This window comes from Streptomyces chartreusis, assembly GCF_008704715.1.
Taxonomy (GTDB): Bacteria; Actinomycetota; Actinomycetes; order Streptomycetales; family Streptomycetaceae; genus Streptomyces; species Streptomyces chartreusis.
Genome location: NZ_CP023689.1, coordinates 2,238,034 through 2,257,744 on the forward strand (window position 1 = coordinate 2,238,034; position 19,711 = coordinate 2,257,744).

The following is a 19,711-nucleotide window of genomic DNA, read 5'->3' on the forward strand; positions in this document are numbered from 1 at the left end:
ATGCACGTGACTCTCCCCCGCAGGAACCCCCACCCCAACAGATCGGCCTTGCTGACGGCCGCCGCGGCGCTGGCCGTCGCGGGCCCGCTGATATCCGCCCCGTCCGCGGGCGCAGCCGCCGCTCCGGCGGCCGAGGTCTCCCCGCACGCCGCGCAGGCCATCGACAACATCGGTGCCTCGGGCGCCTGGTGGGTCAACGACCTGAAGAACTTCGACCCGAAGGTCCAGGCCCGGGTGGCCAGGCTGCTGTTCGCCCCCGACGGCCTGGACCTGAGCGCCTACCGCTACAACATCGGCGGTGGCGGCACGGGCGTGACCTACGCGCCGCGCGCCCCCGAGGACTTCCGGGGCGACGACGGCACGTACGACTGGAGCAAGGACAAGGCCGGCCGTGCGTTCCTGTACGCCGCCGCGAAGTACGGCGTCGAGGATCTGATCGGCTTCGTCAACAGCGCGCCCGCCGAGTGGAAGACCAACGGCAAGAGCTGCGGCGGTTATCTGAAGGCCGAGAACGAGCAGGACTTCGCGAAGTACGTCGCCGACGTCACCGACCACTTCGCGAAACAGGGCGTGAAATTCGACTACATCAGCCCCTTCAACGAGCCGACGAACAGCTTCGACTCCTGCGGCCAGGAGGGCATGCTCGTCGACGTCCCGCAGCGCGACGACATCGTGCGGGCGCTCGGCGCCGAGCAGCGGGCGCGGGGGCAGCGGACCGGCATCATCGCCGACGAGTCGACCAGCACGGTGAAGTTCAACGACGAGGTACCGCGCTGGATCGACGAGCCGGGCACCGCGCAGTACGTCGACAAGCTGGCCCACCACACCTACGACAACCCCTCCGACGCCGACCGCGCGAAGGTGTACGAGACTTCGAAGTCGGTGGGCAGGACCTCCTGGTCGACGGAGATCTGCTGCTTCGGCAACGGCGGCACGGGCTGGGCGCAGGAGTACGATCCCACGATCGACGGCGGTCTGAACCTGTCCCGGATCATCTACAAGGACTTCGCGACCGCGCACGACTCGGCGTTCCACTGGTGGGTCGCCCTGTCGGAGATGATCGGCTCCGACCCGCTCGCCAGGAACGACCAGGGCTGGAACGACGGCCTGATCTACTACGACCCGGACTACGCGAAGAACGGCAACCGGACGCTGTACTTCACCAAGCGGTACTACGCGCTCGGCCAGTACAGCAGGTTCGTGAAGCCGGGCTCGGTCATGCACAACGTCACGGGTCTGCCGGACGGCGTCGAGGCCTCCGTCTACGACCGCAACGGCAAGTGGGTCGTCGTGGTCAACAACCACAACACCACCGGCACCGACCTCGACCTGCACTTCAACAGCAAGTCACCACTGCGGGCGGCCGAGGCGGTCCGTACGTCGGCCGACGAGAACTGGGCGAAGGTCGCCCGGCCCTCGGTGAAGGGCGGCACGGTGTCCGCGGCACTGCCGGCCCGCTCCATCACGACGTACGTCCTCGACCAGAAGCCGTACGCCGCCGCCTCGGCCTTGACCGGTGCCTGGCAGGGCGAGCAGTCGGGCAAGTGCCTGACCGCCGACGCCTCGGGTGCGGTGATCGGCGCCTGCACGGGCGCGGCCGGGCAGGAGTGGTCGTACGACCGCCGGGGTGCGCTGAAGGGCCCCGACGGCTATCTGACGGCGGGGAGTTCGGGGCTCAAGACGACGGCCGGCTTCACCGGTGACGCCGGGCAGCGGTGGCTGCTGAACTCCAACGGGCAGGTCGTCAGCGAGGCTTCGGGCAAGTGCCTCGACGTCGGCGGACAGGCGACGGCCGACGGCAGCAAGGTGGGCCTCTACACCTGCAACGGCGGCGCCAACCAGGTCTGGCTGCGCCGGTAACTCCCGTAACCACCAAGGGGGTTGCGGGTCCCCGGTGCGATGGTCCGCAACCCCCTGACGTCCGGTATTCCGAACGTTGCACAACGCTTCGTGCAGACTTCGTCCAACCCCTTGCCGAAGCCTTAGCCGAAGGTTAACGTCCCGCACCGCAGCCGTACTCGAGACAAGGACGTCACCATGTCGGCACCGAGCAACAGCAACTTCAGCCGCCGAACCGCACTGCGGGCCGCGTTGGGTCTGGCCGCCGCCGGCGGGCTCGCCGCCTGCGGCGGCAACAACGGGCGCGGCGGCGGGTCCGGTTCGGGCGTCAGCCTCACCCAGTACTTCCACGCCTACGGCGAGGCCGGCACCGAGCAGGCCGTCAAGAAGTACGCCAAGGCATACAAGGACGCGAACGTGACCACCCAGTGGATCACCGCCGCCGACTTCGAGAACAAGCTCTTCGCGACGCTGCTCACCGACAACGCGCCCGACCTCTTCGAGTTCCACCCGCAGATCCAGATGGTCAGGAGCGGGCAGGTCGCGGACCTGACCGACATCATCGAACCGGTCAAGGACGACTTCAACCCGGCCGACATCGCCTCGCACACGGTCGACGGGAAGACGTACGGCGTCCGCATGATCGACGACCCGCAGTTCTTCTTCTACCGCCCCTCGCTCTTCGAGAAGGCGGGCGTGAAGGTCCCCGAGACCCTCGACGAGCTGATCGAGGCCGCCGCCAAGCTCACCACCGGCAAGGTCAAGGGCCTGTACCTCGGCAACGACCTGCACGCCGTCATCAACCCGATGATCTGGTCCGCGGGCGCCGACACCCTCGACGACAGGAACCAGATCGCCTACCACACCGACGGCGTGGTCGAGGGCCTGAGGAAGATGCGCTCGCTGTTCACCAGCGGTGACCTCCTGCTCGGCGCCCCGACCGACTACTGGGACCCTTCCGCCCTCAACCAGGGCCTGTGCGCGATGCAGTTCTGCGGCATGTGGGCGATGCCGCAGTTCCAGCAGACCCTCGGCGACGACGTCGGCGTCTTCCCCTTCCCGAAGGTCACCGCCGACGGCAAGCCCTCGGTCTACAACGGCGGCTGGTCGATGTTCGTCAACGCCAAGGGCAAGAACGTCGACGCGGCCAAGGAGTACGTGAAGTGGCTGTGGATCGACCAGAAGGAGTACCAGGAGGACTGGGCGACCTCGTACGGCTTCCACATCCCGCCGCGCACCTCGATAGCCGAACAGGCCACCAAGCTGAAGTCCGGGCTGCCGGCCGAGGGCGTGAAGCTCTTCAACGAGTTCGGCCACTTCGACAACATCGGCTGGACCCAGGCCATGATCACCGCGCTGGAGGACGTCTTCGCCAACTGCGTCCGCAAGGGCGGTGACCCCGAGGCCGCCCTCGACAAGGCGGACGCGGCCGTCGGCCGTGAGCTGAAGAAGCTCTTCGGATAGGCCGGCGGACGGACCACGACATGTCGACGACCTCCGAGCTCGACCTCGCGAGCCCCGCCCCGGCCAAGGCCACCCCGGCCAGGTCGCGGCGGGGTCTGCGGGGCAACAGCACCTTCAACTTCTGGCTCTTCACCGGGCCGTTCCTCATCGGGCTGGCGATCTTCATCTACGTCCCGATCGGCTGGAGCGTCTACCTCAGCTTCTTCGAGGCGCGGTTCACGGTCACGCCGGAGAAGTTCATCGGCCTCGACAACTACCGGCACATGCTGACGAACGACGACTTCGTCGGCTCGCTCGGCACCTTCACCGTCTTCGCCGCGTTCATCGTGCCCACCACCTGGGCGCTCTCGCTCGGCCTCGCGCTGCTGGTGAACCGGCTCAGGTTCATGCGGGCGTTCTTCCGGTCGGTGTTCTTCCTGCCGACCGCGGTCAGCTATGTCGCCGCGGCGCTGATCTGGAAGATGTCCATCTTCAGCGGTGTCCGCTTCGGTCTGATGAACACGGTCCTCGGCTGGTTCGGCATCGAGAACATCGCCTGGCTCGCCGACCCCAACCCGCCCTGGTACTGGCTGGTCATCGTCTCGGCCCGGCTGTGGCTCCAGTCCGGCTTCTACATGATCCTGTTCATCGCGGCGCTCCAGAACATCCCGGCCGAGCTGTACGAGGCGGCGGCCATCGACGGCGCCAAGCGGGGCTGGCAGACGTTCCGGTACATCACGCTGCCGCAGCTGCGGGCCACCTCGACGGCGGTGATCCTGCTGCTGCTCGTCGCCGCCTACCAGGCCTTCGACGAGTTCTACAACCTGCTGGACAAGACGACCTGGGGCCGTCCGCCGCTGGTCGAGCTGTATCTGAAGGCCCTGGGCGAGAACCAGGACTACGGCGCCGGCAGCGCGGGTGCCGTGATCCTGACCGTGCTGATCTGCGCCGTGACCCTGTTCCAGGGCAGGCTCATGGGCTTCGGAAGGGGGGACGAGTCCAAGTGACCACCACCACGCCCGGCATCCGCGAACCCGCCCCGGACGGCAAGGCCCGCCGTACCGGCCGCGGCGGCGTGATGGGCAGCACCGGCCTGTATCTCGCCACCGGCGTCGCCGCCCTGCTGTTCCTGGTGCCGTTCTACATCCTGGTGCGCAACGCGCTGTCCACGGATGCCCAGATCACCGGGGAGAACTGGACCTTCTTCCCCACGGACGTCCAGTGGGGCAACATCACCTCCCCGTTCGACGACTCCTCGGTGCCCTTCGCCCGGTCGCTGTGGAACTCCACCGTCGTCGCCGTGCTGCACACCGCAGGTGTCCTGCTGGTGTGCTCGCTGGCCGGCTACGGCCTGGCCCGCATCCCCTACCGGCACGCCAACAAGGTGTTCTACGTCGTGCTGGGCACCCTCATGGTCCCGACCGCCGTGACGTTCGTCCCCAGCTTCGTGCTGGTCTCGTCACTCGGCTGGGTGGACAGTTACCGGGGTCTCATCGTCCCGGGCCTGTTCAGTGGTTTCACCTGCTTCCTCTTCCGGCAGTACTTCCTGGGGTTCCCCAAGGAGCTGGAGGAGGCGGCGCGCGTGGACGGGCTCGGCTACTGGGGCGCGTACTGGCGTGTCGTGGTGCCGAACTCGCTGAACTTCTTCGCCGCGATCGCCACCATCACCTTCATCAACGGCTGGAACTCATTCCTGTGGCCGCTGGTCATCGGCCAGGACCCCGGTGCGTGGACCGTGCAGGTCGCGCTCTCGTCGTACACGACCGGCCAGACGGTCGTGTTCCACCAGATCTTCATGGCGACAGCGATTTCTATCCTGCCCTTGTTGTTCGTGTTCCTCTTCCTTCAGCGCTGGCTGGTACAGGGGATAGCACAGACCGGCATCAAGGGCTGAGCAAGGAGACAGATGTCTTTCCGCACTACCCGAACCGTCGACTACGTCGAGGACGTCGCACCCGGCGCCGGGGCCCTGGCGCCCCGCGCCTGGTACGCCGCCTCGGACGCGAAGTCCCTGTCCCTGAACGGGGACTGGCGCTTCAGGCTGTCGGCGACCGCCGACGCCGAGGACGACTCCTTCGCCGCGGAGGGCTACGACGCCGGGGACTGGGCCGAGGTCACGGTCCCCGGCCACTGGGTCCTCCAGGGCGACGGCGCGTTCGGTGCGCCGATCTACACCAACCACCTCTACCCCTTCCCGGTGGACCCGCCGCACGTCCCCACGGAGAACCCGACCGGCGACCACCTGCGGGTCTTCGACCTGCCGGACGACTGGCCGGCCCTCGGCGACGGCGGCGCCGTGCTGCGCTTCGACGGCGTCGAGTCCTGCGCCCGCATCTGGCTGAACGGCACCGAGCTCGGCGAGTTCAAGGGCTCCCGCCTGCCCCACGAGTTCACGGTCGGCGCGCTGCTGAAGCCGGCCGGGAACGTGCTCGCCGTCCGTGTGCACCAGTGGTCGGCGGGCTCCTACCTGGAGGACCAGGACCAGTGGTGGCTGCCCGGCATCTTCCGTGACGTCACTCTGCTGCACCGCCCGGTGGGCGCGGCGGGCGACTTCTTCGTGCACGCCTCCTACGACCACACCACGGGCGAGGGCACCCTGCGCGTCGACTCCGACGTCGACGGGCGGGTGTCCGTGCCCGCCCTCGACATCGATGTCGCGACCGGTGAGCCGGTCACCGTCGCGGTCGAGCCGTGGTCGGCGGAGACGCCGAAGCTGTACGACGGCGAGCTGGTCACCGCGGGCGAGCGGGTGCCGCTGCGCATCGGCTTCCGTACGGTCGTCCTGGCGGACGGCCTGATCAAGGTCAACGGCAGGGCGATCCTGTTCAAGGGCGTCAACCGGCACGAGTGGCACCCCGAGCGGGGCCGCACCCTGGACCTGGAGACCATGCGCGAGGACGTGCTGCTGATGAAGCGGCACAACCTCAACGCGGTGCGCACCTCGCACTACCCGCCGCACCCGGCCTTCCTCGACCTGTGCGACGAGTACGGCCTGTGGGTCATCGACGAGTGCGACCTGGAGACCCACGGCTTCACCGAGCAGCGCTGGCGCGACAACCCCGTCGACGACGACCGCTGGACCCCGGCCCTGCTGGACCGCGCGGCCCGGATGGTCGAGCGCGACAAGAACCACCCGTCGATCGTCTTCTGGTCGCTGGGCAACGAGGCAGGCACCGGGCGCGGGCTCACCGCGATGGCCGAGTGGATCCACGGCCGGGACACCTCCCGTCTGGTGCACTACGAGGGCGACTGGAACTGCCGCGACACCGACGTGTACTCGCGGATGTACGCCTCCCACGCCGAGGTCGAGCGGATCGGGCAGCACCTGGACGGCGGCCCCGGCAAGCGCCGCGAACTGCCCTTCATCCAGTGCGAGTACGGGCACGCGATGGGCAACGGGCCCGGCGGCATCGCGGACTACCAGCAGATCTTCGAGCGCCACGACCGGCTCCAGGGCGGCTTCATCTGGGAGTGGATCGACCACGGCGTCCGCCACCCCGAGCTGGGCTTCGCCTACGGCGGCGACTTCGGCGAGGAGCTGCACGACGGCAACTTCGTCTGCGACGGGCTGGTCTTCCCGGACCGGCGGCCCTCCCCCGGGCTCGTCGAGTACAAGAAGGTCATCGAGCCGGTGCGGATCGAGGGCGCCGACGGGGCCGTACGGGTGACGAACGCGTACGACTTCGCCGACCTCTCGCACCTGGAGTTCGAGTTCGCCTACCAGGTGGACGGGGAGTCCACGGGTGCGCACACGCTGGCCGTGCCGCCGCTCGCGCCGGGTGAGTCGGCGGAGGTCAAGCTGCCGGCGGCCGCTCCCGACGGCGACGGGGCCGAGGTCCGCTGGACGGTCCGGGCGCTGCTCGCGGCCGACAGCCCCTGGGCGGGCCGCGGCCACGAGGTGGCGTGGGGGCAGCGGACGGTCGCGCCGCGTGCTCCCCTCCCCACGGCCACCGGTGCCGAACCCACGGCCGACGGCGACCTGATCGTGCTCGGCCCTGGCACCTTCGACGCGGCCACCGGCGCCCTGCTGTCCGTCGGCGGGGTGGACGTCACCGGTCCGCGCCTGGACGTGTGGCGTGCCCCCACCGACAACGACGACGGCGCCTCGTGGCAGGACGACGCCCGGTGGGGCGTGCTGTGGCGGCAGCTGGGCCTGCACCGGATGCGGCACCGCCTCGACGGTGTGGAGGCGGAGTCCGGCTCGCTGACCGTCCGGACCCGGGTGGCGCCCGCCGCCCGCGACGTGGCGTTGCGCACGGTGTACCGGTGGACGTCCGACGGCGAACGGCTGCGGCTGACCGTGTCGGTCACGCCCGAGGGCGACTGGAAGGTGCCGCTGCCCCGGCTCGGCGTGCGGCTCGGGCTGCCTGCCGCGGTCACCGGGTCGGCGACGTGGTTCGGCAGCGGGGGCGAGGCGTACCCGGACACCAGGGCCGCGGCGAAGCTCATGCGGTGGGACGCGGGCATCGGGGAACTCCAGACGCCGTACGTCCGCCCGCAGGAGAACGGCGCCCGGTCCGACGTCCGCTGGGCGGAGCTCGGCGGGCTGCGGATCGAGGGCGAGCCGGAGTTCTGGTTCAGCGCGCGGCCCTGGACCAGCGAGCAGCTGGACGCCGCACGGCACCTCACCGATCTGGTGCCGGGCGACACGGTGTGGGTCAACCTCGACCACGGCCAGCACGGGATCGGCTCGCAGTCCTGCGGTCCGGGCCCGCTGCCGCAGTACTTCCTGAAGGCCGAGCCGGCGGAGTTCTCGTTCGTCTTCGCTACCGCCCGGTGACCCACGTCCGTTCAGCGGCCGGCCGGCAGCCCCGCCGGCCGGCCGCACCCTGTGTACAGCGCAAAGGAGTTGATGCCCCTTGAGTGGCAGCATCGAGGTCCGCGACCTGTCCCGGACCTTCCACACCACCGTCCGCCGCCCCGGGTTCGGCGGCGCCCTCCGCTCGCTCGTCAACCCGGAGAGGGTCGCCAAGCACGCGGTCTGCGACGTCACCTTCTCCGTCGCCCCCGGCGAACTCCTCGCCCTGCTCGGCCCGAACGGGGCAGGCAAGTCCACCACCATCAAGATGCTCACCGGCATCCTCACGCCCAGCGCCGGCGAGGCCCGGGTCGCGGGCGTGGTGCCGTACGAGGAACGCGAGCGCAACGCCCGCAACATCGGCACCGTGTTCGGGCAGCGCACCCAGCTGTGGTGGGACCTCCCGGTACGCGAGTCGTTCGCGATCCTGCGGGACATCTACGAGGTGCCGAAGGCCGAACACGCCGCGCGGCTGGCTGAGTTCGACGACCTCCTGGACCTGTCGTCCTTCTGGGACACCCGGGTCCGGCATCTCTCCCTCGGCCAGCGCGTGCGCTCCGACCTGGCCGCGGCGCTGCTGCACGACCCGCCGGTCGTCTTCCTCGACGAGCCGACCATCGGCATGGACGTGGTGGTGAAGGAGCAGGTGCGGGAGTTCCTGCGGCACCAGGTGGCGGAGCGCGGCCGTACGGTCCTGCTCACCACCCACGACATGACGGAGGTCGAGCGGCTCGCCGAGCGGGTCGTGCTGATCAACCACGGGCGGCTCGTCCTGGACGGCACCCTCGACGAGATCCGCCGCCGGTTCGGCTCGACCTGGCAGGTGCGGGTGACACTGGCCGACCCGCACACCGAGGTCGGTGGCCTGCCGGGCGTCGCGCTGCTGCGCCGCGAGGGCCCGCAGGCGGTGTTCGGTCCCGACGGGCCGGACGCGCCGACCGTGCACCAGGCGCTGAAGCAGGTCATCGAGCGGTACGAGGTGACGGACCTCGCCCTCGACGAGGCGGACCTGGAGGACGTGATGCGGGCCGCGTACGTGCATGCAGGTCCCGCGGCGGAGGGAGCCTGATGGCCTCCGTCCTGCACGGCTGGCGGGCGGCACGTGTCACCCCGCTCGGCGAGCTGCACACCCCGCCCCGGATGACGGCCGTCCTGCTGCGGCTGACCGTCCAGGTGGTCCTGGTGGCGTCGCTGTGGCGCGGTCTGTACGCGCACACCGGCACCACCGCCGGACTGACCCGCGAACAGGCGGTGACGTACGCCGTCCTGGCCGTACTCGCCTCCCGGCTGCGGGAGCTGGACCAGTACGCGGGCCGGGACACGGTCATCCAGCACATGCACTTCGGCACGATCGTCTACTGGTACCTGCGCCCGCTGCCGCCCCAGCGCTACTACGCCCTGCGCGCCCTCGGCGAGCAGCTGTACGGCCTGGCGTGGGCCCTGTTCGGCTATGCGATCTGCCTGGCCGCGGGGGTGGTCGAGCCGCCCCGGTCCGCCGCGGTGGCCGGGGTGTTCGCGCTGAGCATGCTGCTGGGCCAGTGGGTCCTGTACTACGTCATGCTCCTGCTCGACCAGCTCTGCTTCTTCACCATCCGCAACAACTCCGCGATGCTGATCCTGATCTTCGCGCAGAACCTGATGTCCGGGGTGTACGCGCCGCTGTGGTTCTTCCCGGACTGGTTCATCACGCTGAGCGGCTTCCTCCCGTTCCAGGCGACGCTGAGCGTGCCGTTGTCGATCTACGTCGGCCGGATCGAACTGTCGGACGCGGGCGCCCAGTTGGCGGTCCAGGCGGTCTGGGTGCTGGTGCTGGCGCTGGTCACCCGCCGGGTGTGGCGGCGGGCCGCGCGACGTGTGATCTCGCAGGGAGGCTGAGATGTCGCTGAAGGCTCTGCGCATCGTCTGGCGCATCTCGCTGCTCAACATCCGTGCCGCGATGGAGTACCGCACGGAGTTCCTGCTGAACATCGCGATCGGCGCGATCTGGCAGATGTCGGTGATCGTGTTCGCGACGGTGCTGCTGGCCCGGTTCACCGGGATGGGCGGCTGGGACAGCGGGGACGTACTGCTCATCCCGGCGATCCGGATGCTCGCGCACGGTCTGTTCGTGCTGCTGCTGGGCCGGGTGCACTTCATCGGCCGGCAGGTCCAGGAGGGGCGGATCGACATCTATCTCCTGCGCCCGATGCCGGTGCACCGCCAGGTCCAGCTCGACTACTTCCCCACCAACGCGATCGGTGACCTGACGGTCGCGGCGGGCCTGATGGCGGGTGCGCTCAGCCGCAGCACCCTGGACTTCTCGGCGGGCAGCGTCTCGTACCTGATCGCCGCGGTCGTCGGCGGCATGCTGCTGGAGGCGGCCCTGTTCACGGCCGTCGCCTCCGCGTGCCTGCGCTACCCCGCCGCCGACCACTGGGGCCGCTGGCTGGAGGAACTCCTCGGCACCTTCGGCAGCTACCCGCTGAACGTCCTGCCGAAGGCGGTAGGCGGCTTCCTCACCTTCGCCCTCCCGCTCGCGTTCGTCGCGTACTTCCCGGCGGCGGTCCTCACGGGCCACGACACGGCCGTTCCTTACTGGCTGGCCGCGTCCTCGCCGCTGCTGGGGCTGGTGGCGTATCTGGGGGCCCGCGGGCTGTGGCGGTGGGCGCTCGGGCACTACACGGGGGTGAACGGGTAACGGGCCGGCCGGCAGCCGGGGGGGCTGCCGGCCGGTGCGGGGCGGGTGCCTACGGGCAGCTGATCCGTGTGTCCCCGGCGTCCGTCGTGCAGGTGTCCAGGCCCGGGCCGCCGTTGGCGGTGTCGTTGGCCCCGACGTTGTCGATGGTGTCGAGCCGGTCGTTCCCGGAGTTGCCGAGCAGGGTGTCGTTGCCTGGGCCGCCGGTGAGGACGTCGTTGTTCAGGCCGCCGTCGACGCGGTCGTTGCCGAAGTCGCCGTACACCGTGTCGGTGCCGGAGCCGGCGTTGATCGTGTCGTCGCCGCCGAGGCCGCACATGACGTCGGCGCCGGCGGTGCCGGTCATCGTGTCGTTGCCGCTGGTGCCGATGCGGGTGCAGCCGCGGGCGTTGTTGACCGTGGTGGGTGCCGTGGCCGTGTTGTTGGCGGTGTCAGGGTCGGACTGCGCCGCGCTCGCCGTGGCCCGGTCGGTGAGGGTTCCCGTGGCCCTGGGTTCGACGACGACCGTCACGGTGGTGCGGGCGCCGGCCGCGAGGGTGCCGAGGGCGCACGTCGCGCCGGTGGCGGAGGTGGTGCAGGTGCCCTGGCCCGGGGTGGCCGAGACGACGGTGGCGGCGGGGCCGGTGACGGTGTCGGTGAGGGTGACGCCGGTCGCCGAGGTGGTGGTGCTGTTGTTGACGACCGTCACGGTGAACGTGGCCCGGCCGCCGATGCTGACCGCGCCGGTGCCGGTCTTGGTGACCGACAGGTCGACCCCGGCGGGCGGAGGCGGCGGGGGCGGGGTGCCGACGCCGCCGAGGTAACGGGCCATGAGGCGGCGGCCGTTGCTGTCGCCGCCGAACGCGATGGCCTTGCCGTCGGGCTGGAGGGCGAGGGCGTTCGCCCGGTCGCCCGCGCCGAAGTCGGTCGTGGCGCGGCCGCCCGTGCCGAAGCCGGTGTCGAGGGTGCCGTCGGCGTTGAAGCGGGCGAGCAGGAAGTCGCCGGGCGACCCGCTGCCGGCCGCGACGATCCGGTCGTCGGGCTGGACGACGAGGTCGTTCACGCCGGCGGTGCCACCGAAGTCCGTGGTCGCGACTCCGCCGGTGCCGAAGGCGGTGTCGCGGCTGCCGTCGACGTTGTAGCGCACGAGTGCGAAGCGGTCCGCGCTCTGTCCGCCGACGATGATCCTGCCGGTCGACTGGACGGCCACGGTCTCGCCCCAGTTGTAGCCGCCGAGGTCGGTGGTGACCTTGCCGTCGCCGCTGAAGGTGGTGTCCGGGCTGCCGTCGGGGTTGTAGCGGGCCACGGCGAAGTCGAAGAAGCTCTCGCCCGCGGAACCGGCCATGACGATCTTGCCGTTGGGCTGGAGGATCATGTCCTGCGCGCTCGCACCGCCGCCGCCCGTGTCGGAGAACGCGGTCATGGTCAGGCCGTCACCGCCGCCGAAGGTACTGTCCGGGGTCCCGTCCGACAGGTACCTCAGGACCGCGAACCAGCCGCCGGCGTAGGCTCCGGCGACGATCCTCCCGTCCGGTTGCACCGCGACCCCGACGGCTTCCTCGGCCCCGCCGGCCAGGCCGGGACTGACCCAGCCGTCACCGCCGCCGAAGGACGTGTCGACGCTGCCGTCGGCGTTGTAGCGGGCCACCGTGAACCAGCAGCAGCCCGCGAACTCGTCGTCGGTCTCCTGGTGCCGGCCCGCCACGACGATCTTCCCGTCGGGCTGGATCGCGACCCTCTGGGCCACGTCGTTGCCGTTCTCGAAGTCGGTCACCACCTCGCCGTCGCCACCGCCGAACGAGGTGTCGACGCTGCCGTCGGCGTTGTGCCGCGTCAGGACGAACTCGGCGTCGAGGTACTCGGGGTCCTGGAGCCACCCGACCGAGACGATCTTTCCGTCGGGCTGGACCGCCACGTCCTCGCCCTCGGAATAGCTGGGCGCGGTGACGGTGACCCGGCCCCCGGTGCCGAACGTGGCGTCCAGGTCACCGGGTGCGGCGAAAGCGCCGTGCGGTGCCGCGACGACGAACGCCAGCGCCATGACCGAGGCGGCCAGGGCGCGTGTGGTTCCCCGTAGGGAATCAATGATGGACATGGCGCAAGAGTCGGGACGCGGCGGCGGTGGCCGGGCACGGCAGGCTGGTGAATCGGCTTACTGGGCCGCAGAGTTCCACCCTGCGGGGTGACCGTTACGACGATATGAAGCGCGGTGGCGGGCGGGTCAGGTCCGGCTGCCCGAGCGCCTGATCGGCGTGAACAGGGCGGCGCCCGCGATCAGTACGCAGCACGCGCCCGCGACCAGGCTCACCGGGGTCGTGCCCTGCTGTTCCGCGGCCCAGGTCAGGACGGCCGCGCCGATCGGGGCGGCCGCGTACTGGAGGGTCCAGAAGGCGGAGGTGACGCGGCCGAGGAGCGGCTCCGGGGTGACCTCCTGGCGCAGCGACATGGAGCAGGTGCCGGCCATGCCGACGCAGGCCAGGAACGCCGCGGTGAGGGCGGCGACGACGGGGACGTCCCGCGCCCAGCCGAGCCCGGCGAAGGCGAGTCCGCACACGGCGACCGATCCCGTCCAGGTCGCTCCGAAGCCGAGCCGGCGGCGGACCCGGGCCACCAGGAGGGCGCCGGTGATCGTGCCGAGCGCGCCGACGGCCATGACGGTGCCGACCGTGCCGTCGTCGTGGCCGAGGTCGTGCTTGAGGTGGTAGATGACCAGGTCGTTCAGGCCGAGGGTGAGGAAGCTGAAGACGAACAGCAGGGCCGTCAGGGCGCGCAGCACCGGGTGGCCGCGGAGGAAGTCGATCCCGGTGCGCAGGTCCCGCCACAGTCCCGACCGTTCGGTGGCCTTCCCGGGCCGCCCGCGCAGCCGTACGAAGGCCAGGCAGGCGGCGGAGACTCCGAAGCTCGCCGCGTCCACGCCGACGGCCGCGGCCGGGCCGGACCAGGCGGCGACCAGGCCTGCGCACAGCGGCCCGAGCACCCCGGCCGCGGCGGCGGTGGCGTTCAGCCGGCCGTTGGCCTCGGTGAGCCGCTCGGTGCCGACGAGACCGCGCACCACCGTGACGTACCCGACGGCGAACAGCATGCCGACGGCCTCGCACAGCGGCAGGACGACGTACAGCAGCCAGATCTGCGGCCCGAACAGCCAGACCAGCGGGACGAGTCCGTACAGCACCATCCGCACGAGATCGCAGGCGATGAGCAGCTTGCGCCGGTCGACGCGGTCGACGACGGCCCCCGCGAACACCGCAGCGACCACCGAGGCGGCCCCGCCGACGGCCGTGAGCAGCCCCATCCGCGCGATCGAACCGGTCGCCTGGAGCACCAGCAGCGGCAGCGCGATCAGCGCGAAGGAGTCCCCGAGAAAGGAGAGCGTCTGCGCGACCCAGAAGGTCGTGAAGTCGCGTTGCCGCCACAGGGGTCGTGCGGGGCCGTCGGACGCGGACGCGGGAGGGACGCGTGGGTCGTCGGCTTCCCTCTCATGCTCTGCCTCGTACGTCATCCGCCCCCCGTCGATTCGAGACCCGGAGATGGATCGAACCTCCGGCAACCCTACGGGGGGCGGTGACGACCGACGAACGGCACCTCAGTGATCGGCGCAGCAGGGCGTGGGTTCCGGGACCTCGAACGGGACCAGGGTGCCGCCGATCGCCGGCATGGCGGTCAGGACGAGTTCGTCGTGCTGCCACTGCGGGCGGACGTGGTCCCTCGTCACCAGGGGGGTGTCGGGGGCCGGGCCGCCCGGGGTGCCGAGCACCGTGACGCGGGCGATGGCCGAGCGGGACAGGACCTCGGCGATCGTCAGGGTGCCGGTCAGGGTCGAGACGCCCGGGTAGAGGACCGCGCGGCCGACCGCGTCCGGCGCACCGGGAGACACCTCGTGGCCCCCGGCCGTGAGCCGCTCCTGGGCGGTACGCAGGAGCGGCTCGGACGGCAGGGCCAGCGAGAGCGCCACGCGCGGACGCTCTCCCCGCACCAGGTGGGTGCAGCCGAACACGCCCTCGGGGAGGGCGAGTTCGGCCGCCAGCGTGTGGAGCAGGTGGTCGGCCGCACGGAGGTCCCTGACACCCGCGTCCACGGTCAGGACGTACGGCGTCACGAGGGCAGGACCCACACCGGGTTGGAGTAGAACCACAGGTCGCGCCACGGGTCGGCGTCACCGACGACGTCGATGGCGGGGCCCGCCGGGTCCACGGCCGCGCCCATCGCGCCGACGGCGCCACGGTTGCCGTCGGTGCCGCGCAGGCGGACGTAGACGGGGCGGTCGACCCTGCCGAGGTCGTAGGTGAGACGGACCGCTCCGGAGGACTTGTTCACCTCGTAGGACTTGACCACCTTCGCCGTCGGCGCGCTGAACGTGTCCTTGTCCGCGACCGGGCCGGTGACATCGCCCTGGATGACGTCGACGCGGGCCAGCTTGGGCACGAAGCCCGCCCAGTTGGGGCCGCCGGCCATCGCCACGTCCACGGTCAGCGTGACGTCGGTGCCCTTGCGGACGTGCAGGGCGCCGCCCAGGGTGGCCCAGCGGTGGCCGCCGGTCACGCGGACGTCGAGGCCGCTGAGGAGCTGGCCGTGGTCGACCCAGATGCGACCCGCGCGGATGCCCTCCATGACGGCGGCGTAGGAGAAGCCGTCGGAGCCGACGTGCGTACGGCTGTACTGGCCGGGCCAGTAGTCGCCCTGGGCGATGTCGATCTGGCCGCCGTAGACGGGGTCGGCGTAGCGGCCGTCGGTCTCGAAGTTGCCGCCGGTGCCGCGCGCGGCGGTGTCGGCGTAGACCTGGTGGGAGTCGGAGTTGGCGGTGATCCACCACGGCTTGCCCTCGGCGAGGAGGCTGTCCCACAGGCCGCCGACGGTCGCCGTCATCCAGTCGAAGCCGCCCCAGGTGCGGTAGCTCTCCAGCGGGTAGCCGGCGAAGGAGTTGGCGCTGGGGTTGTTGTCGTAGATGCCGCGGGCGCGGCCCGGGCCCATCGGTGCGGGCAGGCCGGCGGCCTGGTGGCCGGGGGCGCCCTCGAAGCCGATGGCGATCTGGCGGCCGCGGCCCGCGTCACGCCAGTTGCGTATCTCGTGCGGGGAGTCGACACCGCGCCGCGCCGGGTGGTTGGCGAGCATCAGCGCGTCCTTGACCTTGCGGCGCTGGACCTGCTCGGCGAGGAAGTTCAGGCCGGCGACGGCAAGGGCCTCGTTGGCGGGCGTCGAGTCGGAGGCGTTCTTGACGCTGCCGTCGTAGTCCGTCTCGAACTGCTTGAGGACGGAGACCTCGTTGCTGCCGGGGTGCACGAAGACGGTGCCGTGCTCGGCGCCCGGGATGTTCCACTCCAGGCCCTGGAAGACGAGGGTGTCCTCGTAGGCGGCGCGGGCCGCCCTGATGTCCGGGTTGACCTTGTCGACACCGATCTTGGCGTGGGTCGTGCTGCCGTGGTCGGTGATGACCAGCCAGTCCATGCCGTGCTTGGCGCCCTGGCGGACCTGGTCGACGACGCGGTACTTGCCGTCGCTGCTGTACTGGGTGTGGATGTGGTGGTCACCGGACAGCCACAGGAAGCCGTTCGACCGGCGGCCGCCGGAGGCCGGGGCCGAGGAGGCGGCGGACGCGGGAGCGGCGGCGGCCGCGGCCGGGGCGACGACGCTCGCGGCGGCCAGACCCGCGCCCAGCAGTCCCGCCCGGCGCAGCAGGGTGCGGCGCGACTGCTGCTCGGGGGTGAGGGCCTCGTCGGGCACGGCGGGGTCGAATGCGGCGGGCAGCGCGGCCGCCGCGTCGTGCGAGTGGTCGTGGTCGTGTCCGTGGTGGTGATGATGGCCGTGGCCGTGCGTGTGCCCGTGTCCCATGAACGCCTCCTGGGATGCCGCCGGCTTCCAGCGGCTGCCTTCTACGGCGCTGTTGCGCCGCCTGTGGAGGATCAAGGCGAAACATGAACGTTGAACGAGCGAGGCATGACCGCCGGGTGCCACCGACACGGCGGATCGCCCCGCCTCTCACAGTTTCCTCAACGACCCTTGTACGTCAGCCTTGTTGACACCGAACCTGAACAACGCTCAACTTCAACGTTCATCTTCTTCGTCACCGACCGGAGACACCCCCACCATGAGAAGACTGATCGGTACGCTCGCGGCGGCCGCACTGGCCCTCACCGGCCTCACCGCCACCGCCGCCACCCCCGCGACAGCCACGACGGCCGCCGCTTCCGGGTCCTTCAACGTGCTGACGTACAACATCGCGGGCCTCCCTCTCGGCCTCGGCGACAGCGACCCCGAGACGAACACCCCGCTCATCGGACAGCGGCTGGGCCCGTACGACATCGTCAACGTGCAGGAGGACTTCAACTACCACGCCTCGCTGTACGCCAACGACACCCACCCCTACCGCACGGCGACCAGCGGCGGCGCGGCCTTCGGCGACGGCCTCAACACCCTCTCCGACCACCCCTTCGAGGACTTCGAGCGGGTGCGGTGGAACGACTGCACCGGCACCAACTGCCTTACGCCCAAGGGCTTCACGCTGGCCCGCGTGCGCCTCGCCGAGGGCGTGTTCGTGGACCTGTACAACGTCCACACCAACGCCGACTCCGACGACGCCGCCCTCGCCGCCCGCCGCGCCAACGTCGAGCAGCTGTCGGACTTCATCCAGGCCAACTCGGCCGGCAACGCGGTGATCGTCATGGGCGACACCAACACCCGCTACACCCGCACCGGTGACAACATCCGCACGCTCGTCGCCGAGAACGGCCTGACCGACGCGTGGGTGCAGCTCGTGAAGGGCGGCACGCCCCCGGCGGCGGGCGGTGACGCGCTGCTGTGCGACGCGACGGCCCCGGCCAACGACTGCGAGGTCGTGGACAAGGTCCTCTACCGTGGCGGCGAACTGCTGTCCCTGAACGCGACCCGCTACAACGACGACTGGGCGAACTTCCTGCGCGAGGACGGCAAGCACCTCTCCGACCACTTCCCGCACACGGTCGACTTCTCCTACACCCTCGACCCGTCCCTGAGGGCGAGCGACTTCATCGGTGGCCCGCACGGCACGGCCTTCAACGACGCCGACGACCTCCCGGCCACACCCGCGCCCCGCACCCTGACCCTGCGCGGCGGCTCCCGCCTGGACGCGGTCGCCCTGACCCACGACGGCGGCAGCGCCCTCACCCACGGCGGCACGGGCGGCACCGCGACGTCCCTGACCCTCGCCGCCGGCGAGCACCTCACGACGGTGAGGCTGACGCAGGGCCAGAAGGACGGCCGTACCCGGATCTTCTCGGCGGCCTTCACGACCGACAAGGGCCGCACGCTGTCGTCCGGTACGGCGACCTCGGACGCGAAGACCTTCACGGCGCCGTCGGGTTGGCAGATCGTCGGGTTCACCGGGCGCTCCGGCGACGAGATCGACAAGCTGGGGGTGCTGTACGCGCCGATCGGCTGACGGTGCGAGACTTCCCCGGTGACACCGGAGGCGCTGGGACCGTACAACCGCAGGGTTCGCCTGGTCGTCGAGGTCCGTGACGACCAGGACGAACTGGAGCTGGCGAGCGGGGTGTTCGGCGCCCAGGGGTGGGGGGTGCGGCCCGCGCGGGACGGCGACTCGGTCACCGTGGACGAAGGGTACGCCGGGGTCGTCGTCGAGGTGCCCGTGCACGGCTCCCGCTGGACCGCCCGCTCGACGGCCGTCGAACAGCTCACCACCCTCGCCAAGCGGCGCAAGCTCGATCTGTGGGTGCGCGAGAGCAAGCTGATCCCGCCCAGGCCGACCGAGACGCAGACGGTGTACCACGTGCACCGCAGGGTGCCGGCCGACGCGGGACCGGTCCTGCGGTGGCTGGCCGAGCACTGGGCGGCCGTCGGCGGCCTGGACGTGCGGCACACGCTCCAGCTGCGCGGCGAGTACTCCGACGAGCAACGGGAGCGGGCGCTGGCGGAGTTGGGGGCGCGCAACATCGGCGGCCCGCCCTTCGACCCCGACGCGCACGACATACGCCGGGCGATCGGGCCCCGCCCCGAGGCCGGGGCGACGCAGTGGCGTCAGGATGCCGGACGGGTCGCGGTGATCAGCGCCGTAGTGCTGGTCTGTGTCGCGAGCGGCATCGTGCTCGGGGCGTTCGACACCGCGTGGCGCTTCACCGCGCTGCTGGTGCCCGCGGCCGTCTCCTGGCCGACGGGTGCGTGGATGACCTCGAACGCGCCGCGCCCCAAGCTCGTCCGGCTGGGCTGCGGCCTGATCCTGGCGGGCAGCGGGACGTTCGCCGGCTGGATCTGGGGACGGTCCGAGGACACGGGGCTGTCCGGGCTGCTCGCCGGATTCGGCATGACGCTCGGCCTCGGGCTCACGGCCTTCGGGCTGTGGTACGCGCTGAGCGCGTCCTGGTTCAGCCGCAACGTGCAGTGGTTCCTGCCCGTCCTCGCGGCGCCGCTGCCGTTCGTGCTGCCGTGGGTCGGGGCGTTCCTGCACGCCGTCTATCTGGAGGACATGTTCGGGATCCCGGCCGACTCGGTCCATGTGGGCTTCTACTGGCAGTACCTCGTGGCCATGCGCCCGCTGGCCGTGGCCGTGCTGTTCCTGCTGGGCCTCATCGCGCTGGCGGGGTGGGCCCGGCACTTCAACGTGCAGGCGCCGGTGAGCGGCTTCTTCCGTGTCTCGCTGGTGCTGGCGGGGCTGATCGCGGTCCTGACCGTGGTGCAGATCGCGCTCGACGACGTGGAGAAGGCCGCCGGTCGCGCGATGGCCGCGGCCGGCGCCGGCCACCGCCCGCCCGGCTACTTCGGCCTGCGGGCCGAACTCGTCTGCGTCCGCCCCCTTGGCCCCGAGACACCCGTCGTGAACGGCCCCGTCCCGACCGCCCACCCGGTGCTGTCCTTCCAGCCGAGCGGCGACACCCTCTGGCTCTGGGACCCGTCGTCGTCCCGGGGCGACGACACCGAGCGCCACGCCCTGCGGGTGCGGGCCGAGGACGTGGAGCTGGTCGTGGCCCACGGCGGGCGCTGCTGAGGCCGCC

At 71.0% G+C, this 19,711-nt stretch carries 14 protein-coding genes; 10 read left to right on the forward strand and 4 right to left on the reverse strand.

Features of this window, described 5'->3' with window-relative positions; translation table 11 throughout:
* From CP983_RS09345 to CP983_RS09380, 8 genes are all read left to right on the forward strand, one after another.
* Positions 1-1,860, forward strand: a complete 1,860-nt coding sequence (locus CP983_RS09345; protein WP_150499256.1) for a glycoside hydrolase — start codon at positions 1-3, stop codon at positions 1,858-1,860.
* A 177-nt stretch (positions 1,861-2,037) separates the two neighbouring features.
* Positions 2,038-3,303: an ABC transporter substrate-binding protein gene (locus tag CP983_RS09350; protein ID WP_150499257.1), complete on the forward strand. Its 1,266-nt coding sequence runs from the start codon at positions 2,038-2,040 to the stop codon at positions 3,301-3,303.
* Between the two features lie 20 nt (positions 3,304-3,323).
* Complete coding sequence (locus tag CP983_RS09355; RefSeq protein ID WP_150499258.1) at positions 3,324-4,289, forward strand: carbohydrate ABC transporter permease; 966 nt, start codon at positions 3,324-3,326, stop codon at positions 4,287-4,289.
* Positions 4,286-5,176: a carbohydrate ABC transporter permease gene (locus CP983_RS09360; protein ID WP_229914671.1), complete on the forward strand. Its 891-nt coding sequence runs from the start codon at positions 4,286-4,288 to the stop codon at positions 5,174-5,176. Before CP983_RS09355 ends, CP983_RS09360 begins: the two co-directional genes overlap by 4 nt.
* Positions 5,177-5,188: 12 nt before the next feature.
* On the forward strand, positions 5,189-8,062 hold the full coding sequence (locus tag CP983_RS09365; RefSeq protein WP_150499259.1) for a glycoside hydrolase family 2 TIM barrel-domain containing protein: 2,874 nt from the start codon (positions 5,189-5,191) through the stop codon (positions 8,060-8,062).
* A gap of 79 nt (positions 8,063-8,141) precedes the next feature.
* Positions 8,142-9,149 (forward strand): ABC transporter ATP-binding protein, encoded by a 1,008-nt coding sequence (locus CP983_RS09370; protein WP_150499260.1) that lies wholly within the window; start codon positions 8,142-8,144, stop codon positions 9,147-9,149.
* Positions 9,149-9,955, forward strand: coding sequence for an ABC-2 family transporter protein (locus CP983_RS09375; protein WP_150499261.1), 807 nt, complete (start codon positions 9,149-9,151; stop codon positions 9,953-9,955). Before CP983_RS09370 ends, CP983_RS09375 begins: the two co-directional genes overlap by 1 nt.
* A 1-nt stretch (position 9,956) precedes the next feature.
* Positions 9,957-10,757 carry an ABC transporter permease gene (locus tag CP983_RS09380; protein WP_189748515.1) on the forward strand — a complete coding sequence of 267 codons (801 nt, stop codon included), beginning with the start codon at positions 9,957-9,959 and terminating at the stop codon, positions 10,755-10,757.
* Positions 10,758-10,806: 49 nt separating this feature from the next.
* Here CP983_RS09380 and CP983_RS09385 read toward each other — a convergent pair whose 3' ends face one another.
* The 4 genes from CP983_RS09385 to CP983_RS09400 all read right to left on the reverse strand — a co-directional run bounded on the left by CP983_RS09385 (position 10,807) and on the right by CP983_RS09400 (position 16,559).
* Positions 10,807-12,828, reverse strand: a complete 2,022-nt coding sequence (locus CP983_RS09385) for a DUF11 domain-containing protein (protein WP_229914672.1) — start codon at positions 12,826-12,828, stop codon at positions 10,807-10,809.
* 126 nt (positions 12,829-12,954) lie between these two features.
* Complete coding sequence (locus tag CP983_RS09390; protein ID WP_150499262.1) at positions 12,955-14,232, reverse strand: MFS transporter; 1,278 nt, start codon at positions 14,230-14,232, stop codon at positions 12,955-12,957.
* An 84-nt stretch (positions 14,233-14,316) separates the two neighbouring features.
* Complete coding sequence (locus CP983_RS09395; RefSeq protein WP_150506495.1) at positions 14,317-14,829, reverse strand: hypothetical protein; 513 nt, start codon at positions 14,827-14,829, stop codon at positions 14,317-14,319.
* A complete protein-coding gene (locus CP983_RS09400; RefSeq protein ID WP_150499263.1) occupies positions 14,826-16,559 on the reverse strand; it encodes a PHP domain-containing protein in 1,734 nt (577 codons plus the stop codon). The genes CP983_RS09395 and CP983_RS09400 overlap by 4 nt, the downstream gene beginning before the upstream one ends.
* 256 nt (positions 16,560-16,815) lie before the next feature.
* Here CP983_RS09400 and CP983_RS09405 point away from each other — a divergent pair, with 256 nt between their 5' ends.
* Together CP983_RS09405 and CP983_RS09410 are read left to right on the forward strand one after the other, a co-directional pair.
* Positions 16,816-18,144 carry a jacalin-like lectin gene (locus tag CP983_RS09405; protein WP_150499264.1) on the forward strand — a complete coding sequence of 443 codons (1,329 nt, stop codon included), beginning with the start codon at positions 16,816-16,818 and terminating at the stop codon, positions 18,142-18,144.
* An 18-nt stretch (positions 18,145-18,162) separates the two neighbouring features.
* Positions 18,163-19,704, forward strand: a complete 1,542-nt coding sequence (locus tag CP983_RS09410) for a hypothetical protein (protein WP_150499265.1) — start codon at positions 18,163-18,165, stop codon at positions 19,702-19,704.
* The last annotated feature ends 7 nt before the right edge of the window (positions 19,705-19,711 follow it).